Origin of the sequence: Fibrobacter sp. UWEL, from assembly GCF_900142535.1 — a bacterium.
GTDB lineage: Bacteria > Fibrobacterota > Fibrobacteria > Fibrobacterales > Fibrobacteraceae > Fibrobacter.
Genome location: NZ_FRBE01000032.1, coordinates 1 through 19,969, shown reverse-complemented (window position 1 = coordinate 19,969; position 19,969 = coordinate 1). Strand labels below are relative to the sequence as shown.

Here is a 19,969-nt window from a genome sequence, read left to right as displayed (position 1 = left end):
CCGCACCATCAATTTAGCCAAAGGATTTTTTTCATGATCGCCAGAAGGCTTTATTTGAACTCCCCAGCATAGCTGGGGGTTTTCGTTTTATCCAAGAAAAGCCTCCGCATCTGCGGAGGCTCATTCCTTTTAACTAAGTCCCAGACGTTCCTTAGCAATCTTCTTACCAGTCTGGAAATCGCTCTTACCGGAACCCAGCTTGGGAAGGTCATCCACCTTAATCACATAGGCAGGCACCATCAGAGGCGGCAAGCCCACCTGACGGATACGTTCCTTGGCCTCGTCTTCCGTAATGTCCCCCGCAAACAAGAGGGCAATCTTTTCGCCCTTGGCGCCATCGGGAACAGGCACGGTAAAGTGGTCCACGCCATCAAAGTAATTGGTTTCAGAAATCTTGAAGTCCACAGAACCCAGGGAAACCATTTCGCCACCAATCTTTGCGAATCGGCTGTAACGGTCCACAATAGTCAAGTAGCCATCTTCATCCACATGGCCCTTGTCGCCGGTCTTGTACCAGCGTTTGCCATTGATGACAGCAATCGCCTGATCAGTTCTCTCGGGATCCTTCAGGTAGCCCTTCATAATCTGGGCACCGCCTGCAAGAATCAAGCCATCTTCACCGATGGGCAATTCCTCCATGGTGTCAGGATCCACAATACGGAACTGGGTACCCGGCAGCGGTGCACCCACAGTACCAGGCTTATTTCCCTGCAGCACCGTCTTCCAGTCATCCATCAGGACGTCCTTAGTATTCACTGCAGAAACAGGCGTGGTTTCCGTACAGCCAAAGCCTTCAAAAATTTCAAGCTTAAACTTGGTGCGGTATAGCTGTCGCACATCTTCGCGGATTTTTTCAGCTCCCGCAAAAATATTACGTACATGACTGAACATCAAGGGATGCACATACTTGCTCACGCCCCACATACGCAGGAACGTACCCGTAGCCAGCAAGATGGAAACCTTGTACTGGGCGCAGACACGACCAATGAGGCGAGCATCCGTAGGATCCGGCACAGGAATCACAGGCACGCCTTCCACCAAACAAAGCATGGTCGTGACGCAGAAGCCAAAAGCATGGAACATAGGGAGGCTTCCCAGGAACACGTCGGATGCAACCAGATTTAAGGCACTTTCGCACTGCTTAATATTGCCCATCAAATTGAAGTGAGTCAGTTCCACTCCCTTGGGGCGGCCTTCAGAACCAGAGCTAAAGATGATGGTAGCCACATCATCCAGAGTTACCTTCTTGATAAAGCGTTTCTCCAGATACCAGGCAGGCAGAGCCACCGTGCGGAGCAAATTCAAAACCAGCGTAGACTTCTTCAACATTCCCTTCAGGTCTTCCATATAGTAGACCTTATAATTCTTCAGCAGGGAATCCATGTCCAGACCTTTTTGTTTCAGCTTATCAATAAAGGCCTTTGCGGTAATGATGGTTTTTACTTCTGCGGTTTCGCAGCAGTAATTCATTACGTCTGGAGTGTTGGTGTAATTCAAATTCAGAACAGTCTTACCCTTAATCAGGCAAGCCATATTCATCATGAGTCCAGGAGCAGAAGGCGGAATCAAGAGCCCCACATTCTGTTCGCCCTTCGTAAGCTTTTCCACCAGGCTGCCGAAGGAGAACACCGCTGTCGCCAGCTTATATCCGGAGAAGTGATTTCCATCCAGGCTATAAATGGCAGGGCCACTCTTGACATACTGCTTCACCGTGCGGATCCATGCAGAAGGCAGCGGGCGCAGCTGACGGATAGAAGATTCCCATGCAATGATGGAAAGTTCCTGCACAATGCGCTTCACAGCCACCGGGTCAGTTTCCAGCGGAATCTCTTCCCCGAAGGATACGGTAATCACGCGGCCGCCGGAATGGACCAGGTCCTTCAAGCCATCGTCTGCCTGGGAGAAGGCACTCCCCCACAGGCCCTGAACGTAGAAAGGCATCAACTTCAGTTTCTTGACATCCTTGATGGCAGCAGAATAATCCAGGCGGAAACGGTTCATGTTACCTGTAGACGTCATGACGTTTTCCGGGAACATCACCACCGCTTCACCGCGGAGCAAAGCCTCTCGGGCTTCCGCCATAGCCTTCTCGGGATGTTCAATATCCAAGTCAATGGTATTCATCTGAGTCAACAGCAGACGGATATACCATTTCTCGAAGGGACGCTTCGTCATCACAAAGCGAAGCCTGCGGGGGCTAGCCATCTGGATCAACGCCCAGTCAATATAGGAGATGTGGTTACCCACCAGAAGAACAGGGCCTTCCCAAGGGATCAATTCTGCGCCGTGGACCAGGAACTTATAATGTACCGACAATACAGAACGCATCAGCTGGCGGAGTAAAGTCTGGGGCATCGCCCACAACGCCCAAATGGTAGCAGCCAGGCACACAATCCCCAGCACAAAGAACAGGTTCATGCGGGATACGCCCATCACATTCACCGCACATGCCACCAGGAAGTAGAAAATCAAGATGCAGATATTCTGCACACCATTGCTAATAGCAAGTACATGGCCTGCAGAACGAGGCTTTGTATTATAGATCAGCATGGTGAACATGGGGATCACGTAAAGACCACCGCAGAAACCAAGCAAGGCCAAGGCAATTCCGTTATAAGGACGTGGAATAAAGGGAATCAGGAAAATCAGGATGGCAGCCCCTGCAGTGCCCATGGGAATCAGGCCCATCTCCACGAAGTGCTTGCACATGCGACGCGCATAATGACATCCTATCACAAGGCCAGCCACCACGCCAATAATGGAATAATTGACGGAACTATCTTCCTTGAACAGGGAACCCGTACTGAACATGTCGCGGGCCACAAAGAGCAGCAGGAAAATCATGACCCAGAACATGGACAAGCCAATAATGGACTGACGAAGAGAACGATTGGACCAAGCCTTACGAAGCTTACGGCGAGTGTAGCCCAAGTTGTAGTAACGCTTCCAGGGGAACTTCATCTCCTCATCATAGCAGCCAATAGCCGGTAAGCAAAACGCAAAAACAATGCTAAGCAATTCGAGGCCAGCCACCGTTGCAGCAATAGGCATCAGCGCCGGAGCAAGGCTTGCATAATCCCCCGCAGATACAGGAGCCAGTTTTTGAAAACCAAAGGCGGTAAGACCAGCCGAGGCAATCAAGCTGACAAACGTCACCATGTAGGTGCGGCTGGTTCCCAAGCTCAGGAATTTCACTCCCACCAGTTCCTTGATAATAGCGTTCTTCGCCGCAGATTGAATCGCCTGTACGATAAAGAACAATCCAAAGGCAACAAGACTAAGAGCCACGTTTCCCAAGGCAAGTCCGCCCACAAAGACGAAGGATATGAGGAACAGCAGTATGGACGTCACTCGAAGGACCTTTTCTTTCGGGTACTTGTCGGAGTAATAACCCGAGGGCGTAATCAAGATTGCGCAAGGCAACAAGATCAACACATGGATGAGATAGAACTGCCAGGAAGAAGTTGAAAAATGATTCAAGCGGCTAAGGATCAATTCCATCAGGGAAATCACAACAGTCGCTGCGGCCACCTGGGATAATACGACGCCAAGAAAAGGAAAAAAGCCCTTAAGATGCTTCATTACAAAATCCTTATGAAAATGTATCATAGGTAAAATACAACCATAAGATTTCGAATGCATATGTTTTTAAAGTTACATGGGATTTTTTACAAACATTACATAAAGTCATTTCCATAAAAGAAAAACCTGATAGCACTAGGCTACCAGGTTTAAAAGTCTTGCAACTAAGCTAGGCTTAAAGCAGAATTACTTGACTTCGAAGTAGTAGGTCTGCAGAGTCTTGCCGTCCTGAGACAGGCGGATGATCTGCTTACCCTTCGGCAGGTTGCCGGAGATGGAGTAGAGGTTTTCTGCGCGGTATTCGACCTTCAGGTCCTGCTTCTTGGCAACGTCAGCAAAGAGAGCGGTCTTTGCATCGGCGGTAACACCCTTACAGTCAGCGTGGTCAGCAACCTTGCCTTCAACAGCCGGATAGGAGACTGCGATCAGCGGAGTGGTCACAGAGCTTGCGTTCACGAAGAGAACATCGAGGCCAGCGTCCACAACGCGAGGTGCGTTGAGAGCGAGCATCTTGCCAGCCGGAGTAGCAGCTGCTGCGGGAGCGGCCTTCTTACCCTTCTTGCCCTTCTTTGCAGCGGGCTTCTTGTCAACCTTGCCCGGAACCTTGGGAGCGCCAGACAGATCGGGGATGTTCAGGTTGAAACCAGCAACGGAAGCGTCGCCGCAATCGAGACGGTAGTTCACCCAGTCACCGCTGGAAATCTTTTCCGGAGTTTCGGTCTTAGTCTTGTACAGACCCGGATCAATCTTGTTGTCGTATTCGTACAGAGTGATGGTGAGGTTCGGATTTGCTTCGGTAGTTTCGATATCGTACTTACTGTTCACGAAGCCAGTGCGCTTTGCGCTGATCTGGTACTTACCAACGGGAACGTTTTCAAAGGTGAACTTACCAGTGCGGATAGCCTGGCTCTTAGCTTCGTCCTTCTGGTACTTGGGGCTGTGGGTACCGAAAGTGGTGTTGGGCATCCAAACAGTGGGAACTTCAATGTTCTTGCCAGAGAATGCATCAATAACCTGACCATCAATAGTACCAGTCTTTTCGCAACCAGTCATGGCCATAGCAATGAGAGCTGCGCCACCCAGAATGAGCTGTTTTTTCATAATTAGTGATTCCTTTTAAAATTTAAGACTTTTCAAGTATAAAAAAAAACCTTCCACTTGGTGGAAGGTTTTTGAAAAAACTGTTAAATAATTCGGCGGAAACGCCAATTAATTAAGCTTCTTCTTCCTTAGCAGCAGGAGCAGCCTTGCGGGTCTTGCGCTTTGCACCAGTGATGTTGCCAGCGAAACGCTTGTTGAAGCGATCGATACGGCCAGCGGTATCCACACGATGCTGCTTACCAGTCCAGAACGGATGGGTATCTGCAGTAATTTCGAGAGAGATCACACTGTACTCTACACCATCGATAGTCTTCTTTTCGGCGGAAGACTTCGTGGAGCGGGTGATATATTCTTTACCCGTATTCGCATCGACGAACACGACCGGTTGATAGTTAGGGTGGATACCTTCTTTCATTGTATACTTCCTGTGAAGTTATAAGTTTGAGAGCCTAAATTTAGAAGAATTCTACAATTTTGGCAAGCCAAATATAGTATTTTTGGGCTATGAATCTGAAGTTTATGCTTTTTTCCCTGCCCCTCGCCCTGCTTTGCGCCTGCGGAAACGACACAACCGTGGCAAAGTACATCGTGACGGACCAAAAAATCGTCCTGGAAGAATGGCCCGACGAAGCCTACATCGCAAGCCTGGACTCCGTTTTGGCGGCAGAACCTCTCAAGAAGCAGAAAGCGGTTACAACAAACATCACCATGAACGCCCACCAGGCGCCCATCTTCAAACTGCCACCCCAGGTCACCGGCAAAAAGGAAGCCATCAAGTCCGCAAGCCAGAAAAAACTGGACGGAGCATCCTATAAGACCCCGCACGAGAACAAGGCAAGTATTAAAACCAAGTCCGACAATAGCGCAGAAGCATTCGCCGATCGCTTTACAAACGGCCTGGCAAAACTTCAATCCGATCCCAACAACGCGGGCCTCTACAAGATGGCAAGTGCAGGCGACGGTGATGACGTGATGAAGTTGCTCCGCAGAACCTACGGTTCCGCGGTTCTCACCCTCCCCCGCTTTTTCATCATGAGCCAGCTAAAGTCCGTCAACCCCGGACTGAACTTGGAAAGCCTCAACGCCGGCGACAAGGTTAAACTCCCGAAAATTTAACACCGAGGGAATCACCCTCAAACAACAAAAGGCTGCGCTAAACAAACTTCGTTTGTGAAAGCACAGCCTTTTGTTCGGGGATTCCAAAGGGGCAGCGCCCCTTTGCAACTATAAAACGCCTTTGGAGCTGGGGACGCCCTTCACATTGCGGGAAGGAGCTACAGCCATGGCAACAGCGCGGGCCAAAGCCTTGAAAATGCTTTCCAGGCAGTGGTGATTGTCGTTACCGTAGAACAGTTCCACATGCAAGTTCATGCGGGCGTTTTCCGCAAGGCTCTTGAAGAAATGTTCAAACATACTGGCTTCGATACCGCCGGCCATTGCAGCAGGCAACTTCACGTTCCAGACAAAGCCAATGCGGTTGCTGAAGTCAATGCACACGCGGCTCAGTGCTTCGTCCATAGGGACAAAGTAAAAGCCGTAACGTTCAATGCCCTTCTTGTCGCCCAGGCATTCAACGAAAGCCTGACCCAGCACGATAGCGATGTCTTCCATGCTATGGTGCATATCCACATGGACGTCACCATGGCAGGTCAAATCCAGATGGAAACCGCCGTGGACCTGGAACAAATTCAGCATGTGATCCAGGAAGCCGTTACCGGAGTTGATTACACCAGGAGTGCAGTCATCCAGATTCAGGGTAAGGGCGATGTCGGTTTCGTTAGTCTTGCGAGCGATGCTAGAAGTACGCATTGTCTACCTTCAATTACTTGATAATCTGACCACCGAAGACGCGGAACTTCACCACGCGACCGAAACGAACTTCGGGCAATGCGGTTTCCACACCATTCAGGATCATCTTGGAAATAGCTCTCGGTTCACCGATTGTCACAAACAGAGTGTCTTCGGTGTTATAGGCCATCTTCATGCCGGACTTGGAAATGTTAGCTTCCTTCACAAAGCGGTCTGCATTTTCACGATTCTTCATGCCAACCCAGGAAGTAGTTTCGCCAGAGCCAATCAATTCAATGGAAGTCTTGTTGGTAGGTGCTGCAGCGGAATCCTTCTTGGAATCAGAAGAAATGAAAATCGTTGCAGAAGCCGGAAGATCGGACTTCTTCACAGCTTCGTCCACCACAGCCTGACTTACAGAACCTACGGAAGAATCCTTCTTGGCAGGTTCAGCAACCTGGAGGGAATCCACGGCAACCTTTTCTGCACCTTCGGGAATTTCCGGCTGGTCGACGGAATCAACAGCAGCAACCAGATGGTCCGCTGCAGGTTCAGACTTCATGAAGTCAAAATTGGTTACATCCAGAAAATAAGAAGCGACCAGGAATGCCAGTCCAATCAAGGCGATAACGATAAATACAGCCTTGCCACCGCTCTTCTTGATTTCGCCCTCTGCAACCGGGGCGATTCTTTCATGATTAGAAACATCCTGAAAATCGTCACTTGTCTGTGCACCCGTTTCTTCGGCATACCAGGCAAGAACCTTTTTGGGGTCCAGATTCAACTTTGCGCTAACGGAATTCAGGTAACCGCGAGCATATGCGGCAACCGGGAAAGCCTTCCAATCACCAGCTTCAATAGCCTTGATGAAGTTCACCGTAACCTTAGTTACAGCGGAAAGATCCTGATGGCTCATACCACGTTCAGTACGAACGCGCGCAATGTAATCGCCAAGACGTTCATCAGATCTCTTGTCTTCTACAAAATTCATACCTTCACTCCTGCTTCACCCATAACCTGCAGCGTTTTCGCAACCGGCAGGCCCACCACGTTATAATAGCATCCACTAATGGCTTTAATCAGCCGTGCGCCAGCAGTCTGAATGCCGTACGCCCCCGCCTTATCCAGCGGGTCTTTAGAATTTACATATTCTTGAAGCTCTTCGTCAGTGTTCTCGCGGAAAATGACCTCAGTTTTCTCGTCAGAACATTTCAGAAGTTCACCGTCTTTCGCCACAGCTACACCCGTAATCACCGTATGGCCGCGACCATTCAACTTTTTTAGCATTTGCAGGGCGTCCGCTTCGTCCTTAGGCTTGCCCAAGGGCTTGCCATCCAAGAACACCAACGTATCAAAACCCAGGACAATTTCACCCTTTTCAAGGCGAGAGACAGCCAGTGCCTTAATAGCGGCATTTTCCTTAGGGAAATCCAGAGGATTGGTAGAGGAAGGCTTTTCTTCCTCGCCAGAAACCACCACTCGAAAGTCTACGCCAATGAGCTTAAGGATTTCGGACCTGCGGGGAGATCCACTTGCAAGAACGACCTGTTTTTTCATGGCGCCAAATATAGGAAATTCGGCCATCAAAACCCTCTAAGATGTAATACCTTTTTAGGTAAATTTTTGCATAGAATAAAAATAAATGTATATATATAATAAATTTATACGCATTAAGTCCACAAGGTCAAGTATTTAAAAGATTCGCCTATGAAGAACATGTACAATAAAGGTTTTACGCTCGTGGAAATCATGGTCGTTATAGTGATCATGGGCGTTCTCGCCGCTATAGCAGTTCCAAAGCTGTTCGGCAATATCGCAAAGGCCAAGGCTTCTGAAATCGCACCGGCAGCCAGCATCTATCAAAAGCTCCAGGATGTGTATCACGGAGCCCACGGCACCATCGGCAACTGGAGCGCCATTGGCTATATTGCCCCGGGCGGAGGCAAAACCACCAATTTTACCTATTGCAGCGGCGATATTACGGAAAACATAGCAGATGACAAGTTCGGTGAAGCTGCGAAAATTGGATGGCAAGCATCAAATAACACCAGCTTAAGCGAATGCTCCGCAGGGCACTGGTGGTTCGTTTCTGTAACACCCGAGTCAGGAAGCAACATCATCTACACCAATGAAACCAGTGCCGCAGAATGCGTCGCCCTGGCAAAGCCCAGCTGGACCGTTTCCAGCCGCACAGGCATGAGCTGCGGAGAAGCCGGAAGCGTTGCTGAAACCGCCCTTAAGCCGACTGACGTGGGATATACCATGACAATGGGCAATGCAACACGACCTGGCGGATGGGGCACCGAAGGAAACGTGTTCAAGCCCGGTGTCGGCAGCACTCAGCTGTCCACCTATAACAAAGACAGCGAAGACGGGCTTTTCAAGCTGGAGAAATACTCCACATACGAATACACTATTGAAGTTCCTGCAGATTTATGGAACGAAACGAATGGAGAATTTCTCCAGACCGTTACACGAGTCTATTCACAATACGACGAGAAAGTGGCAACAATTGTTTGCGGAGCCTCCACCAACAAGCAAGATACAGACCCCGGACAAACAGGATATATAGACAATAAAGACGGCGGCGTGGGAGGCGCCAACGGGTACAACACAGGATCTGCAGCAGCTAAGGCCGCAGGATATTCTGCAGAAGCAAACATGGAAACAATAACTAAAGAAGACGGATCAAAAGTCGTAAAAACAACCGTCACCATCACCACCGGTGGTGCTGGAGGCAGTTTCGGTGCAAACTTCCTTTCAACAAAAACCGCAACTAATTGGAATTCTACCAATAAAGACGGAACAGCAAGAAGGGAAGCGGCAGAAACAGCAATTGCCAATTCCACTCTAACTCTGGTCAGCAAGAAGGACGAAGAAGAAAAGAAGTAGCTTTTTACAAATTTTGTAACACAAACCAATCCGTTTACAAAATACGTAACTAAATCAAATTTTGAAAATCAGGCTGTGCCCACCGGCGCGGCCTTTTTTCATTTTATTTCCCGCAAAATCTGTAAAATTTAAAAGGTTTTCGCAAAAATTCGTAAAAGAACCTCCTGCGGACTCAAAAATTGGCACGGCTTTTGCAATGCCTAGGCCGAAAACAAAAGGTGTAAAACCTTAAAGAGTTTTAAAACATAATAGGAGTTCATTATGAGCAACCAGTACAGAATGAGTGCGATCAACGAAATCGCAGAAGCACCGGCAGCAGGCATCCAGGCCGCAGCTACCGCAAACGTAGACTTTTACGGTGAGGACGTTTTCAACTCCGAAGCCATGAAGGCTTATCTCCCCAAGGACATTTGCAAGAAGCTTTTCGCTACCATCGAAAACGGCGTTGCACTTGACCCCAGCATCGCAGGCGAAGTGGCTCACGCTATGAAGAAGTGGGCACTTGACCGCGGCGCAACTCATTTCACTCACTGGTTCCAGCCTCTTACCGGCTCTACCGCAGAAAAGCACGATGCATTCCTGGAACCGGAAGGCGACAAGGCCATCATGGCATTCTCCGGCAAGAACCTGATCGTTGGTGAACCGGACGCATCTTCCTTCCCCTCTGGCGGTATCCGCTCTACCTTCGAAGCTCGTGGCTACACCGCTTGGGACCCGACTTCTCCCGCTTTCATTAAGCGTCACGGCAACGGTGCAACTCTTTGCATTCCTACCGCATTCTGCTCTTACACCGGCGAAGCTCTCGACAAGAAGACTCCGCTTCTCCGTTCTATCCAGGCTCTCCAGAAGTCTGCTGACCGCTTGATGGGTCTCTTCGGCCTCGAAAAGCAGAAGGTCACCGTAACTCTCGGTGCAGAACAGGAATACTTCCTGGTGGACAAGAAATTCTACCTGCAGCGCCCGGACCTTTACCAGGCTGGCCGCACTCTGTTTGGCGCACCTTCCGCAAAGCACCAGCAGATGGAAGACCATTACTTCGGTTCTATCCCCGCTCGTATCTTGAACTTCATGAACGAAGTTGAAGACGAACTGTGGAAGCTTGGCATTCCGGCTAAGACCCGTCATAACGAAGTGGCTCCCGCACAGTTCGAACTTGCTCCTATGTTCGAAGAAGTGAACCTGGCTTGCGACCACAACATGCAGATTATGGAAGTCCTCCGTAACGTTGCTGATCGTAACGGCCTTGTTTGCCTCCTCCACGAAAAGCCCTTCGCAGGCATCAACGGTTCTGGTAAGCACAACAACTGGTCTGTAAACTACGGTAAGACCAACTTGCTCAACCCGGGTAAGGATCCCCACCAGAACGCAATCTTCCTGACAACTCTCTGCGCAGTTGTTTACGCAGTCGATACTCACGCAGACTTGCTCCGTATGTCCGTGTCTGGCGCTGGCAACGACCATCGTCTTGGCGCAAACGAAGCTCCTCCGGCAATCATCTCCATGTACCTCGGCGACCAGCTTGCTGACGTCGTCGAACAGCTGGAAAAGGGCGAACCCAAGTCCAGCAAGCAGGGTGGTGCAATGAAGCTCGGTTCCGACATTCTTCCGCCGCTCCCCCGTGACGCTACCGACCGTAACCGTACTTCTCCGTTCGCATTCACCGGCAACAAGTTCGAATTCCGTGCTCCGGGTTCCAGCCAGTCCTGCTCTGAACCTAACGTTATCCTGAACACCATCGTTGCCGAAGCATTCGACATCATCGCCGACAAGATGGAAAAGGTTTCTAAGGCCAACTTCCACAAGGAACTGCAGAAGCTCCTCCAGTCCATCATCAAGGAACACAAGCGCGTTATCTTCAACGGCAACGGCTACACTGACGAATGGGTTGCAGAAGCAGAAAAGCGCGGCCTCCCCAACATCCGTACCACCATGGAAGCCCTCGGCGCCCTCACCAAGAAGGAAAACGTGGCTCTCTTCAAGAAGTACGGCGTGTTCAACAAGGTGGAATTGGAATCCCGCTACGAAGTCAACTTGGAAGACTACCACAAGCGTGTTGACATCGAAGCCAAGGTCGCTTACGACATGGCCAAGAGCATCGTCCTCCCGCAGGTAATCAAGGCCTACTCCGAAGCCCTCAAGGTCAACGAAATGGCAGTAAACCAGGGTCTGGTTTCCGTCGACGCTTACGCCAAGGAACTTGGCGAAGGCTACAAGGCCCTCGTCGATGAAATCGCCGTCATGGAAAAGGCTATCGCCGGCAAGCATCAGCTGAAGCTGGAAGCCATGGTCTCCCTCCGCAAGGTTGTGGACAAGCTGGAAGGCATCATCAGCGACGAACAGTGGCCTCTGCCCAAGTACAGAGAAATGCTGTTTATTTACTAATCAGCACCCAAAATTGAACCTCATAATGAAGGCGCGGATCGAAAGATTCGCGTTTTCTTTTTATCCCAGCACCACTTTCAGCTAGTGTTACAAATGCCACAGACTTTACACAAAACGTAATGCAAAAGTATTGTTTTACAGTTTACGTAATACGCAATGTTTACAAGTCTTACTTTTTCGGCAAATACAGGCATTTCCACCCATTGGCATAAATATTGCATATATAGAGCCCGGATTACAAATATTGTAATAGCAAAAAGACACAAGGAAATGGAGCCGCAAGGCTCAGGATGTTATTATGGCTCAGCAGTATCAGTATAACGGAAAGACCAAATTTATCATCGTGACCGGTGGTGTCATCTCTGGTCTCGGCAAGGGTGTAGCAGCAGCGTCCATCGGGGCGCTGCTTTCTGCTAGAATGAAGGTGGTTCCCGTCAAGTGCGACGGTTACTTGAACACTGACCCGGGTACCATGAACCCCACGGAGCACGGCGAAGTATTCGTGCTGGATGACGGTGGCGAATGCGATATGGACTTCGGTCACTATGAACGTTTCTTGAATGTGACCGCAAAGAAGGACTGGAGCCTGACCATGGGCCGCATTTTCAAGATGATCCTGGACAAGGAACGTCGCGGCGATTACCTGGGACACACCGTACAGTTCATTCCCCACGTCACCGACCTGATTAAGGAACAATTCTATCGTATCGCCGACCAGGAAAAAGCCGACGTACTCCTGATTGAAATCGGCGGGACCGTAGGTGACTTGGAAAATCAGTTCTATATCGAAGCTGCCCGTCAGCTTTCTCATGACGTAGGTCGTACCAACGCCATGTTCGTACACCTCACTTACGTTCCCATTCCCAGCGGCGTCAATGAACAGAAGTCCAAGCCTACACAGATGTCCGTGCATGACTTGAACCGTCTGGGCATTTACCCGGAAATTGTCATCGGTCGTTGCGAAGAATATATTAAGCCCCACCTGAAGGAAAAGATCGGCCTGTTCTGCAACCTCCCCGCAGACCATGTGATTTCCGGCGTGGACGTACAGCACGTTTATGAATGCCCCCTGGTTTACGATGCCGAAGGTATTCCCGAAATTCTCGCCAAGCGCCTGAATATTTACGCTCCTCCCAAGCTTGATCAGTGGAGCAAGCTGGTGGAATCCCTGAAGCGAAATTCCGTTACTCCCCGCAAGACTTTGACCGTTGCTATTTGCGGTAAGTACATGGCTCTGGAAGATTCCTACGCTTCCGTGGTGGAATCCATCCGTCACGCATCCGCACATCTGGACCTGCGCGCAGACATTCGCTGGGTGGACACCGAAAAGGTGGAGAACGGAGAAATCACCGCAGCCGAAGCCCTGAAGGGTGTTGACGCTGTCATCGTTCCGGGTGGTTTCGGTTCCCGCGGTATCGAAGGCAAGGTGATGGTCATCCAGTATGTTCGCGAAAACAACATTCCTTTCCTGGGAATTTGCTACGGTATGCAGCTTTCCGTGGTGGAATTCGCCCGTCACGTTTGCGGCATGAAGGGCGCAGGCACCATCGAAATGGAATCCAGCAACTACCATGTGGAAACTCCGGTGATCGCTTACCTGCCGGGTCAGGAAAAGATCAAGGACATGGGCGCCACTATGCGTTTAGGCGGTCACGACGTCCTCATCAAGGAAGGTTCCAAGGCTCAGGAAGTTTACGGTTCTAACCAGATCCGCGAACGCTTCCGCCACCGTTATGAAGTGAACCCGCAGTTCGTTCAGCAAATCGAAGCAGGTGACCCCACCGGTGCAAACCAGCAGAAGCTGGTATTCTCCGGCAAGGCTTCTGGCGAAGACATTATGCAGATTATGGAATTGACGGATCATCCCTACTTCATGGCCTGCCAGTTCCATCCAGAATTGAAGTCTTCCCTCATTCATCCGGCCCCGCTGTTCCTTGGGCTGCTCAAGGCCGCCGACGAAAGAGCGTAACTCGTTGTCTCTCAACGAATTAAAGAAAACCAGCCTTATAAGCAAAAAATAGACGGTCTTTTAGGCCGTCTTTTTTGCGTTTCCGACGACCACAAATCCCTTTCATTTTTTGTAATTAAAACTATATTTGCACAAGTTTAACCCTTGTGAAATAAGCGATTGGCTAAAATGGCAAAAAATGTAAACATGATGAAGCAAACTGGCACCCACGGTGCGGCTTCCGCCATTTGTTCTATTACCGCTGTTTCCAAGATTGTTGATTTTATTGAAGCTGAGCCTTTTGGTTCAGCTCTTTTTTTACCCAGTTTGTCATCCCCGCGCAGGCGGGCTGCACACCCCATGTCATCCCCGCGCAGGCGGGGATCTGGACGTCTAGATTCTCGCTTTCGCGAGAATGACATGAATGTTCGTGCGAATGACTTGATGATTTTTAATTAGAACACTAAACGGAGATAAAATATGAAGATCGAAGGTATCGATAAGGTTCTCATCATCGGCTCTGGTCCTATTGTCATTGGCCAGGCTTGCGAATTCGACTACTCTGGCACCCAGGCCTGTAAGGCTCTGCGCGAACAGGGTTACAAGATCGTGCTGGTGAACTCTAACCCGGCAACCATCATGACCGACCCCGTCATGGCCGACGCAACTTACATCGAACCTCTGAACCTGGAACGCTTGGAACAGATCATCGCCAAGGAACGCCCCCAGGCATTGCTCCCCAACTTGGGTGGCCAGACCGGCTTGAACCTGTCCTCCGCTTTGAACAAGGCTGGCATTCTGGACAAGTACGGCGTTAAGGTTATCGGCGTGAACCTGGACGCAATCGAACGCGGCGAAGACCGTGAAATCTTCAAGGCTACCATGCAGCAGCTGGGCATCGACACCCCGCGTTCCGGCATTTGCCACACTGTTGAAGAAGCCGAAAAGATCGTTGCTGAAATCGGCTACCCCGTTGTAGTTCGCCCGGCATACACCATGGGTGGTGCAGGTGGCGGCTTCTGCTACAACGTCGAAGAACTCCGTACCATTTGCGGTAACGGTCTTGAACTTTCCATGACTCACCAGTGCTTGATCGAAGAATCCATTCTCGGTTGGGAAGAATTGGAAGTCGAAGTGGTTCGCGACTCCAAGAACCAGATGATCGCTATCTGCTTCATCGAAAACATTGACCCGGTGGGCGTCCATACTGGTGACTCCTTCTGCGCAGCTCCGTTCCTCACCATCGACAAGAAGCTCGAAGAAAAGCTGAAGACCGACGCTTTCAAGATTGTTGAAGCTATCGGCGTGATCGGCGGTACCAACGTTCAGTTCGCACACGACCCAAAGACAGGCCGCGTTGTTATCATTGAAATTAACCCGCGTACAAGCCGTTCTTCTGCTCTTGCTTCCAAGGCAACAGGTTTCCCAATTGCTCTTGTTTCTGCAAAGCTTGCAGCTGGCATGACTCTGGACCAGATGGACTACTGGCGCGACGGCACCCTCGAAAAGTATACTCCGAGCGGTGACTACGTTGTGCTGAAGTTCGCTCGCTGGGCATTCGAAAAGTTCCGCGGCGTCGATGACTGCCTTGGCACTCAGATGAAGGCTGTGGGCGAAGTCATGGCAATCGGTAAGACCTATAAGGAAACCCTCCAGAAGGCAATCCGCGGTTTGGAAAACGGCCGTGCAGGTCTTGGCTTTGCTAAGGACTTTAACAAGAAGACTAAGGCTGAACTCCTGGAAATGATGAAGACCGCTTCTTCTGAACGTCACTTCCAGATGTACGAAGCCATCCGTAAGGGTGCAACCGACGAAGAAGTTTTCGCCGCTACTTACGAAAAGGCTTATTTCGTGCAGCAGATGCGCGAACTGGTTGAACTTGAAGAAAAGATGCTCAAGACTCCGGGTCGCATGCCTTCTGACGAACTCCTGATCCAGGCAAAGAAGGACGGCTTCGGCGATAAGTACATCGCAAAGATCCTCGGCATCCGTGAAAAGGACGTTCGTGCAAAGCGTATCGAACTTGGTATGGTTGAAGGCTGGTGCGCTGTGCCTGTTAGCGGCGTGAAGGACCAGTACTACTACTACTCTACCTACAACTGCAAGGACGAATCTACCGCCACCAACAATCCGAAGAAGATCATGATCCTCGGCGGTGGCCCGAACAGAATCGGCCAGGGTATTGAATTCGACTATTGCTGCTGCCACGCTGCAATGGCTCTCCGCGAAATGGGTTACGAAACCATCATGGTGAACTGCAACCCGGAAACCGTTTCTACCGACTACGATACTTCCGACAAGCTGTACTTTGAACCGGTTACCCTCGAAGACGTTCTCCAGATTTACAAGAAGGAACAGCCCGCCGGCGTTATCGTGCAGTTCGGTGGCCAGACTCCGCTGAACATCGCCCGCGCTCTCTCCGACGAAGGCGTGAAGATTCTCGGTACCAGCATCGATTCCATCGATATCGCTGAAGACCGCGACCTGTTCCGCAAGATGATGGACCAGCTGGAAATCCCGATGCCCGAAAGCGGCATGGCTACCAACATCGACGAAGCCCTCGCTTGCGTCAAGCAGATCGGTGGCTACCCTGTGATGATCCGCCCCAGCTTCGTGCTTGGCGGCCGCGGCATGGAAGTCATCTACGACGAAAACATGCTCCGCGAATACGTTGCCAAGGCTGTTGGCGTTACCCCGGATCGCCCGCTCCTCATCGACCGTTTCCTCCACAACGCCTTGGAATGCGAAGCAGACGCCCTCTCTGACGGCGAACACGTTTACATTCCGTCCGTGATGGAACACGTGGAACTTGCCGGTGTCCACTCCGGTGACTCCGCCTGCATCATCCCGCCGGTAACCATTACCGAAGAGAACCTGAAGACCATCAAGGATTACACTCGCAAGATTGCTGAATCCCTCCACGTTTGCGGTCTCATGAACATGCAGTACGCAATCGAAGACGGCAAGGTTTTCGTTCTCGAAGCCAACCCCCGCGCATCCCGTACCGTGCCTCTGGTTTCCAAGGTCTGTAACACTCAGATGGCCCGCCTTGCTACCCGCCTCATGATGGGTGAAAAGCTGGAAGATTTGAAGCTGAAGGACAAGAAGTTCAAGCACCACGGCGCCAAGGAAGCTGTGTTCCCGTTTGACAAGTTCCCCAAGGTTGACCCGGTTCTCGGCCCTGAAATGCGTTCCACCGGTGAAGTGCTGGGCCTCTCCGAAGACTTCGCCCTGGCTTACTACAAGAGCCAGGAAGCCGCAGGCTCCATCCTGCCTTCCAGCGGTGCAGTTCTTATCAGCTTGTCTGACAAGACTAACCTCTGCGACCAGGCCATCGAAGTGGGTCAGCGTTTCCAGGAACTGGGCTTCAAGATCTACGCAACCGAAGGCACCGCCAAGTTCTACGAAAAGGCTGGCGTCAAGTGCGAAGTGGTGAACAAGATCGCTGAAGGCCGCCCCAACGTTCTGGATGTTATCCTGAACAAGCAGGTGAACCTCATCATCAACACTCCGTGGGCTCGCCGCGACGCTGTTGCCGATGAATCTGCAATCCGTAAGGCTGCAATCAAGTACAAGACTCCGTACATCACCACTCTGGCCGCCGCTCTCGACACCGTCAAGGGCATCGCAGCAGCTAAGGCTGGTAAGGGCGAAGTGAAGAGCTTGCAGGAGTACCATGCTTCTATCGAGGAAGTTTAATTAACTTCTTCAGGGCGTTGCCCTTACGGGCCGGCACCTTGCGCTATAAAAAGACCGAGCTGGAAAAATCCAGTTCGGTCTTTTTTTCGTTCAGCCGCTTCGCGTCCTAACCCATGCGGGCTGCGGCACCTAACGCTTTATTATTTGTGAACATAACGGATGAATACCATAAATCCAACGGTGGACAAATCCTTCTTGTTCTCATCTAAGGTTACAGATGACGAATAAATCTTGCAACCAATGAGAGCTCCGTCGTTTATCCCTGTATCATAAGCAACTGTTAACGAGAGTGCTGCTCCAGATCCATCGTATAGATACAATCCGTTGATATCGGTGTTATTAGAAGTCCATGAATATCCTAAAGATCCTGAAAGATGTAAATACTCCACAGGATAAAAAATAAAGCTGGGTCCGATGAAATATGAGTTGAATTGTATGTAGTTCTCGGAATCGTAATACCGATTTCCAACTCCACCAAATTCACCTGCAATCCAAAAACGTTCGTTGATTTGACCTCCAACGCGAAGTCCTAAATCGACAGCGATTTCATCGCATTCACCACCACATGCTTTTCCGAAGTCAATGTTTCCAACTTCAGTGGATGCTCCACCAAAGCCTATGCCTCCGTCAAAATATATGGCGAATGAATTCATCGCTATTAATAAAATTAGTGAACAAAGTTTTTTCACAAAAGCCTCACTTTGCGCTCTTTTTCATCAAACCTTTTCCGTCATAGCAAGGCTCTATGTAGATGTATCTTTTGTAACCATCAACAGCATTATACCATCTAAAAGATGCTCCGTATGCAGCGATATCGGAATTCACTTGATCAAAGGCGGAAATTTGTAAGGATTTCATCCATTGAGTAACTTCTGAAGCTGTGTAGCATGTCGTGCCTGTTGATTGCGTAGCTCTGTCGCCACATATTTCATACATAGCAATATAACCTTCAGTAGCCTTGCTTTGGGAAACTGCTCCAAAATTAAATCCATTGCAAATGGTTCCCACTTCAGCGACATACTTTATTTCCTTATTTTGGTAAGACGGTGTTGTTGCGGAAGGAACTGTAGTCGGAGTGGAAGTAGTGGGCGTTGTTGTGGTGGTCGGAGTTGAGGATTGTGTTGTAGATGATGGTGCTGTGGGGCTAGACTCGTCATTTCCACAAGCTACTAAGCAAATTAATGCGGTTGCAAGAATCAGAATTTTCTTCATTTTATTTCTCCTTGGTTATTGTTAAATGTTCATTTTTTTTGGGGGGCAAAATGAGTTTTGCCCCCAAAACCAAGGATCTTGAAATAAAAAAGCGTGGGTCCATTTGGTTTACCCACTTGAGGCTCGGCAAAGCCATTACCAGATAAACACAAACGACCCACGCCCCATTGGGACGTGAGCGTTTGCACCTTATCTCTGGTTTGATAATTTTGCCGATTTCAAGTGGAGATTCAGGAGCAAATGCTCAAAATGTCTATGAAATTCTAAAAGCTTATATAATACCTCAATTTTTATCCAACTCTAAATATAGCATAATTTGGGACGGATTGCAAAGATTCGTAATCGCCGTGAGTGCAGTCACTATGCCTGTTTTTCACCTTGTGAAATAACATGGTTAAATATGAGGAAGCCTCAAAATGCTAAATCAACCATGTAAGCCTCTTAGTCCCCTATTGCATTTGCAACAAACATTTTATTATATTGTTTAGGAATGAGGAGGCCTCTATGACATACTCTTTGCTGGAATCAAAAATAAGAACCGTGCCAGAAGAATATTTGGCGGTTATTGATGCGTTTATCGATGGGCTTTTGATTCGCAACAGTATTGCCGAAAAAACTCCTGCCCCAAAACAAAAAAGGACGCTTGGCTTGTTGAAGGGCAAAGCTTCTGTCAAGTTTGCCGATGATTTCGAAATAAGCCCCGAGGAAATGTTGGGGCTTTAATATGAATATTCTGCTTGACACTCATATTTTGATTTGGTCTATTGTTGATCCGGACCAAATTCCAAAGCCGATTTTGAACAAGATAGAGGACTCTGGCAACAAGGTTTATGTTAGCTACATAACATTGTGGGAAATCGCCTTGAAGCAATCTATTGGAAAACTGGATTTGAAAGGTTTTGACATAAAAGACTTGCCAGATTTTTGCATTCAGCAGGGTTTTGAATTCATATCTCTGGAATCCTCGGATTCATTGGGAATTTCCAATTTGCCTTCAAAAGAAAATCATCGTGATCCGTTTGATCGAATGCTCATTGTCCAAGCAAAGAATAGAGATTATTTCTTTGCGAGTGTTGATGAAAAAATGGACCAATATAGAGCAGATGGCTTAAAACTGTTGAACTCCTAAGATGCGTTAGGGATAGTGACCCGTATGGGCCGAGACTTTAGGCTCGGTTTTATGAGGTTGGTCGGGATCGGAGTGAACCGGACAACCCATAAAATATAGCCCGACCTGTGCGGAGCGCGGGGAACTCCCAAAAGAGAAAGCTGGACTATGGCGTGATTTAATAAGAGGGTAAATCATGCTTTCATATTCATTGTTAAATTCCAGAATCGAGGAAAAAACAATGTCTAGAGTCCATT

General features: G+C 49.4%; 17 protein-coding genes. 7 read left to right on the top strand and 10 right to left on the bottom strand.

Features of this window, described 5'->3' with window-relative positions; translation table 11 throughout:
* Nucleotides 1–129 precede the first annotated feature (129 nt).
* The 3 genes from BUB59_RS14070 to BUB59_RS14060 form a co-directional block, all read right to left on the bottom strand.
* The gene (locus BUB59_RS14070; protein ID WP_073231119.1) at nt 130–3,582 is read right to left on the bottom strand and encodes an MFS transporter; all 3,453 of its coding nucleotides are present in this window, start codon (nt 3,580–3,582) and stop codon (nt 130–132) included.
* Nucleotides 3,583–3,768: 186 nt separating this feature from the next.
* Nucleotides 3,769–4,683, bottom strand: coding sequence for a peptidase associated/transthyretin-like domain-containing protein (locus tag BUB59_RS14065; RefSeq protein WP_073231117.1), 915 nt, complete (start codon nt 4,681–4,683; stop codon nt 3,769–3,771).
* Nucleotides 4,684–4,795: 112 nt separating this feature from the next.
* Entirely contained in the window at nt 4,796–5,098 is a 303-nt protein-coding gene (locus BUB59_RS14060; RefSeq protein ID WP_073231115.1) for a type B 50S ribosomal protein L31, read from the bottom strand.
* An 89-nt stretch (nt 5,099–5,187) separates the two neighbouring features.
* On the opposite strand from BUB59_RS14060, the gene BUB59_RS14055 reads away from it, so the two are divergent.
* A complete protein-coding gene (locus BUB59_RS14055; RefSeq protein WP_143160419.1) occupies nt 5,188–5,799 on the top strand; it encodes a hypothetical protein in 612 nt (203 codons plus the stop codon).
* Nucleotides 5,800–5,907: 108 nt separating this feature from the next.
* Here BUB59_RS14055 and hisB read toward each other — a convergent pair whose 3' ends face one another.
* Genes hisB through BUB59_RS14040 form a run of 3 tightly spaced genes read right to left on the bottom strand, consistent with a single transcriptional unit; the run spans nt 5,908 to nt 8,028 of the window.
* Nucleotides 5,908–6,492 carry an imidazoleglycerol-phosphate dehydratase HisB gene (gene hisB / locus BUB59_RS14050; protein WP_073231113.1) on the bottom strand — a complete coding sequence of 195 codons (585 nt, stop codon included), beginning with the start codon at nt 6,490–6,492 and terminating at the stop codon, nt 5,908–5,910.
* 13 nt (nt 6,493–6,505) lie between these two features.
* Nucleotides 6,506–7,462, bottom strand: a complete 957-nt coding sequence (locus tag BUB59_RS14045; RefSeq protein WP_073231110.1) for a helix-turn-helix domain-containing protein — start codon at nt 7,460–7,462, stop codon at nt 6,506–6,508.
* Nucleotides 7,459–8,028, bottom strand: a complete 570-nt coding sequence (locus BUB59_RS14040) for a Maf family protein (protein WP_073231122.1) — start codon at nt 8,026–8,028, stop codon at nt 7,459–7,461. Before BUB59_RS14040 ends, BUB59_RS14045 begins: the two co-directional genes overlap by 4 nt.
* Before the next feature lie 150 nt (nt 8,029–8,178).
* On the opposite strand from BUB59_RS14040, the gene BUB59_RS15775 reads away from it, so the two are divergent.
* From BUB59_RS15775 to pyrG, 3 genes are all read left to right on the top strand, one after another.
* Nucleotides 8,179–9,363 carry a type II secretion system protein gene (locus tag BUB59_RS15775; RefSeq protein ID WP_073231108.1) on the top strand — a complete coding sequence of 395 codons (1,185 nt, stop codon included), beginning with the start codon at nt 8,179–8,181 and terminating at the stop codon, nt 9,361–9,363.
* Between the two features lie 261 nt (nt 9,364–9,624).
* Nucleotides 9,625–11,745: a glutamine synthetase III family protein gene (locus tag BUB59_RS14030; RefSeq protein WP_073231106.1), complete on the top strand. Its 2,121-nt coding sequence runs from the start codon at nt 9,625–9,627 to the stop codon at nt 11,743–11,745.
* 298 nt (nt 11,746–12,043) lie between these two features.
* On the top strand, nt 12,044–13,714 hold the full coding sequence (pyrG, locus tag BUB59_RS14025; protein ID WP_073231104.1) for a glutamine hydrolyzing CTP synthase: 1,671 nt from the start codon (nt 12,044–12,046) through the stop codon (nt 13,712–13,714).
* 137 nt (nt 13,715–13,851) lie between these two features.
* Here the strand turns inward: pyrG and BUB59_RS15650 are convergent, their stop codons facing one another.
* Complete coding sequence (locus BUB59_RS15650; protein ID WP_143160418.1) at nt 13,852–14,055, bottom strand: hypothetical protein; 204 nt, start codon at nt 14,053–14,055, stop codon at nt 13,852–13,854.
* A 118-nt stretch (nt 14,056–14,173) separates the two neighbouring features.
* Between BUB59_RS15650 and carB the strand changes: the two genes are divergently transcribed.
* The gene (gene carB / locus BUB59_RS14015; RefSeq protein WP_073231099.1) at nt 14,174–17,392 is read left to right on the top strand and encodes a carbamoyl-phosphate synthase large subunit; all 3,219 of its coding nucleotides are present in this window, start codon (nt 14,174–14,176) and stop codon (nt 17,390–17,392) included.
* A 140-nt stretch (nt 17,393–17,532) separates the two neighbouring features.
* Here the strand turns inward: carB and BUB59_RS14010 are convergent, their stop codons facing one another.
* Complete coding sequence (locus BUB59_RS14010; RefSeq protein WP_073231097.1) at nt 17,533–18,045, bottom strand: hypothetical protein; 513 nt, start codon at nt 18,043–18,045, stop codon at nt 17,533–17,535.
* 43 nt (nt 18,046–18,088) lie between these two features.
* Complete coding sequence (locus tag BUB59_RS15255; RefSeq protein ID WP_143160417.1) at nt 18,089–18,604, bottom strand: hypothetical protein; 516 nt, start codon at nt 18,602–18,604, stop codon at nt 18,089–18,091.
* A gap of 504 nt (nt 18,605–19,108) precedes the next feature.
* Between BUB59_RS15255 and BUB59_RS14005 the strand changes: the two genes are divergently transcribed.
* Together BUB59_RS14005 and BUB59_RS14000 are read left to right on the top strand one after the other, a co-directional pair.
* On the top strand, nt 19,109–19,327 hold the full coding sequence (locus BUB59_RS14005; protein ID WP_073231095.1) for a DUF2281 domain-containing protein: 219 nt from the start codon (nt 19,109–19,111) through the stop codon (nt 19,325–19,327).
* A gap of 1 nt (nt 19,328) precedes the next feature.
* The gene (locus tag BUB59_RS14000; RefSeq protein WP_073231093.1) at nt 19,329–19,733 is read left to right on the top strand and encodes a type II toxin-antitoxin system VapC family toxin; all 405 of its coding nucleotides are present in this window, start codon (nt 19,329–19,331) and stop codon (nt 19,731–19,733) included.
* Nucleotides 19,734–19,739: 6 nt separating this feature from the next.
* On the opposite strand, the gene BUB59_RS15645 is transcribed toward BUB59_RS14000, so the two are convergent.
* A partial coding sequence (locus tag BUB59_RS15645; RefSeq protein WP_234980075.1) for a hypothetical protein occupies nt 19,740–19,969 on the bottom strand: 230 nt, incomplete at its 5' end.

Coding starts and splice junctions, on each gene's coding strand:
- BUB59_RS14070 (WP_073231119.1), bottom strand. CDS start 3,582: ATGAAGCATCTTAAGGGCTTTTTTCCTTTTCTTGGCGTCGTATTATCC.
- BUB59_RS14065 (WP_073231117.1), bottom strand. CDS start 4,683: ATGAAAAAACAGCTCATTCTGGGTGGCGCAGCTCTCATTGCTATGGCC.
- BUB59_RS14060 (WP_073231115.1), bottom strand. CDS start 5,098: ATGAAAGAAGGTATCCACCCTAACTATCAACCGGTCGTGTTCGTCGAT.
- BUB59_RS14055 (WP_143160419.1), top strand. CDS start 5,188: ATGAATCTGAAGTTTATGCTTTTTTCCCTGCCCCTCGCCCTGCTTTGC.
- hisB (WP_073231113.1), bottom strand. CDS start 6,492: ATGCGTACTTCTAGCATCGCTCGCAAGACTAACGAAACCGACATCGCC.
- BUB59_RS14045 (WP_073231110.1), bottom strand. CDS start 7,462: ATGAATTTTGTAGAAGACAAGAGATCTGATGAACGTCTTGGCGATTAC.
- BUB59_RS14040 (WP_073231122.1), bottom strand. CDS start 8,028: ATGAAAAAACAGGTCGTTCTTGCAAGTGGATCTCCCCGCAGGTCCGAA.
- BUB59_RS15775 (WP_073231108.1), top strand. CDS start 8,179: ATGAAGAACATGTACAATAAAGGTTTTACGCTCGTGGAAATCATGGTC.
- BUB59_RS14030 (WP_073231106.1), top strand. CDS start 9,625: ATGAGCAACCAGTACAGAATGAGTGCGATCAACGAAATCGCAGAAGCA.
- pyrG (WP_073231104.1), top strand. CDS start 12,044: ATGGCTCAGCAGTATCAGTATAACGGAAAGACCAAATTTATCATCGTG.
- BUB59_RS15650 (WP_143160418.1), bottom strand. CDS start 14,055: ATGGGGTGTGCAGCCCGCCTGCGCGGGGATGACAAACTGGGTAAAAAA.
- carB (WP_073231099.1), top strand. CDS start 14,174: ATGAAGATCGAAGGTATCGATAAGGTTCTCATCATCGGCTCTGGTCCT.
- BUB59_RS14010 (WP_073231097.1), bottom strand. CDS start 18,045: ATGAATTCATTCGCCATATATTTTGACGGAGGCATAGGCTTTGGTGGA.
- BUB59_RS15255 (WP_143160417.1), bottom strand. CDS start 18,604: ATGAAGAAAATTCTGATTCTTGCAACCGCATTAATTTGCTTAGTAGCT.
- BUB59_RS14005 (WP_073231095.1), top strand. CDS start 19,109: ATGACATACTCTTTGCTGGAATCAAAAATAAGAACCGTGCCAGAAGAA.
- BUB59_RS14000 (WP_073231093.1), top strand. CDS start 19,329: ATGAATATTCTGCTTGACACTCATATTTTGATTTGGTCTATTGTTGAT.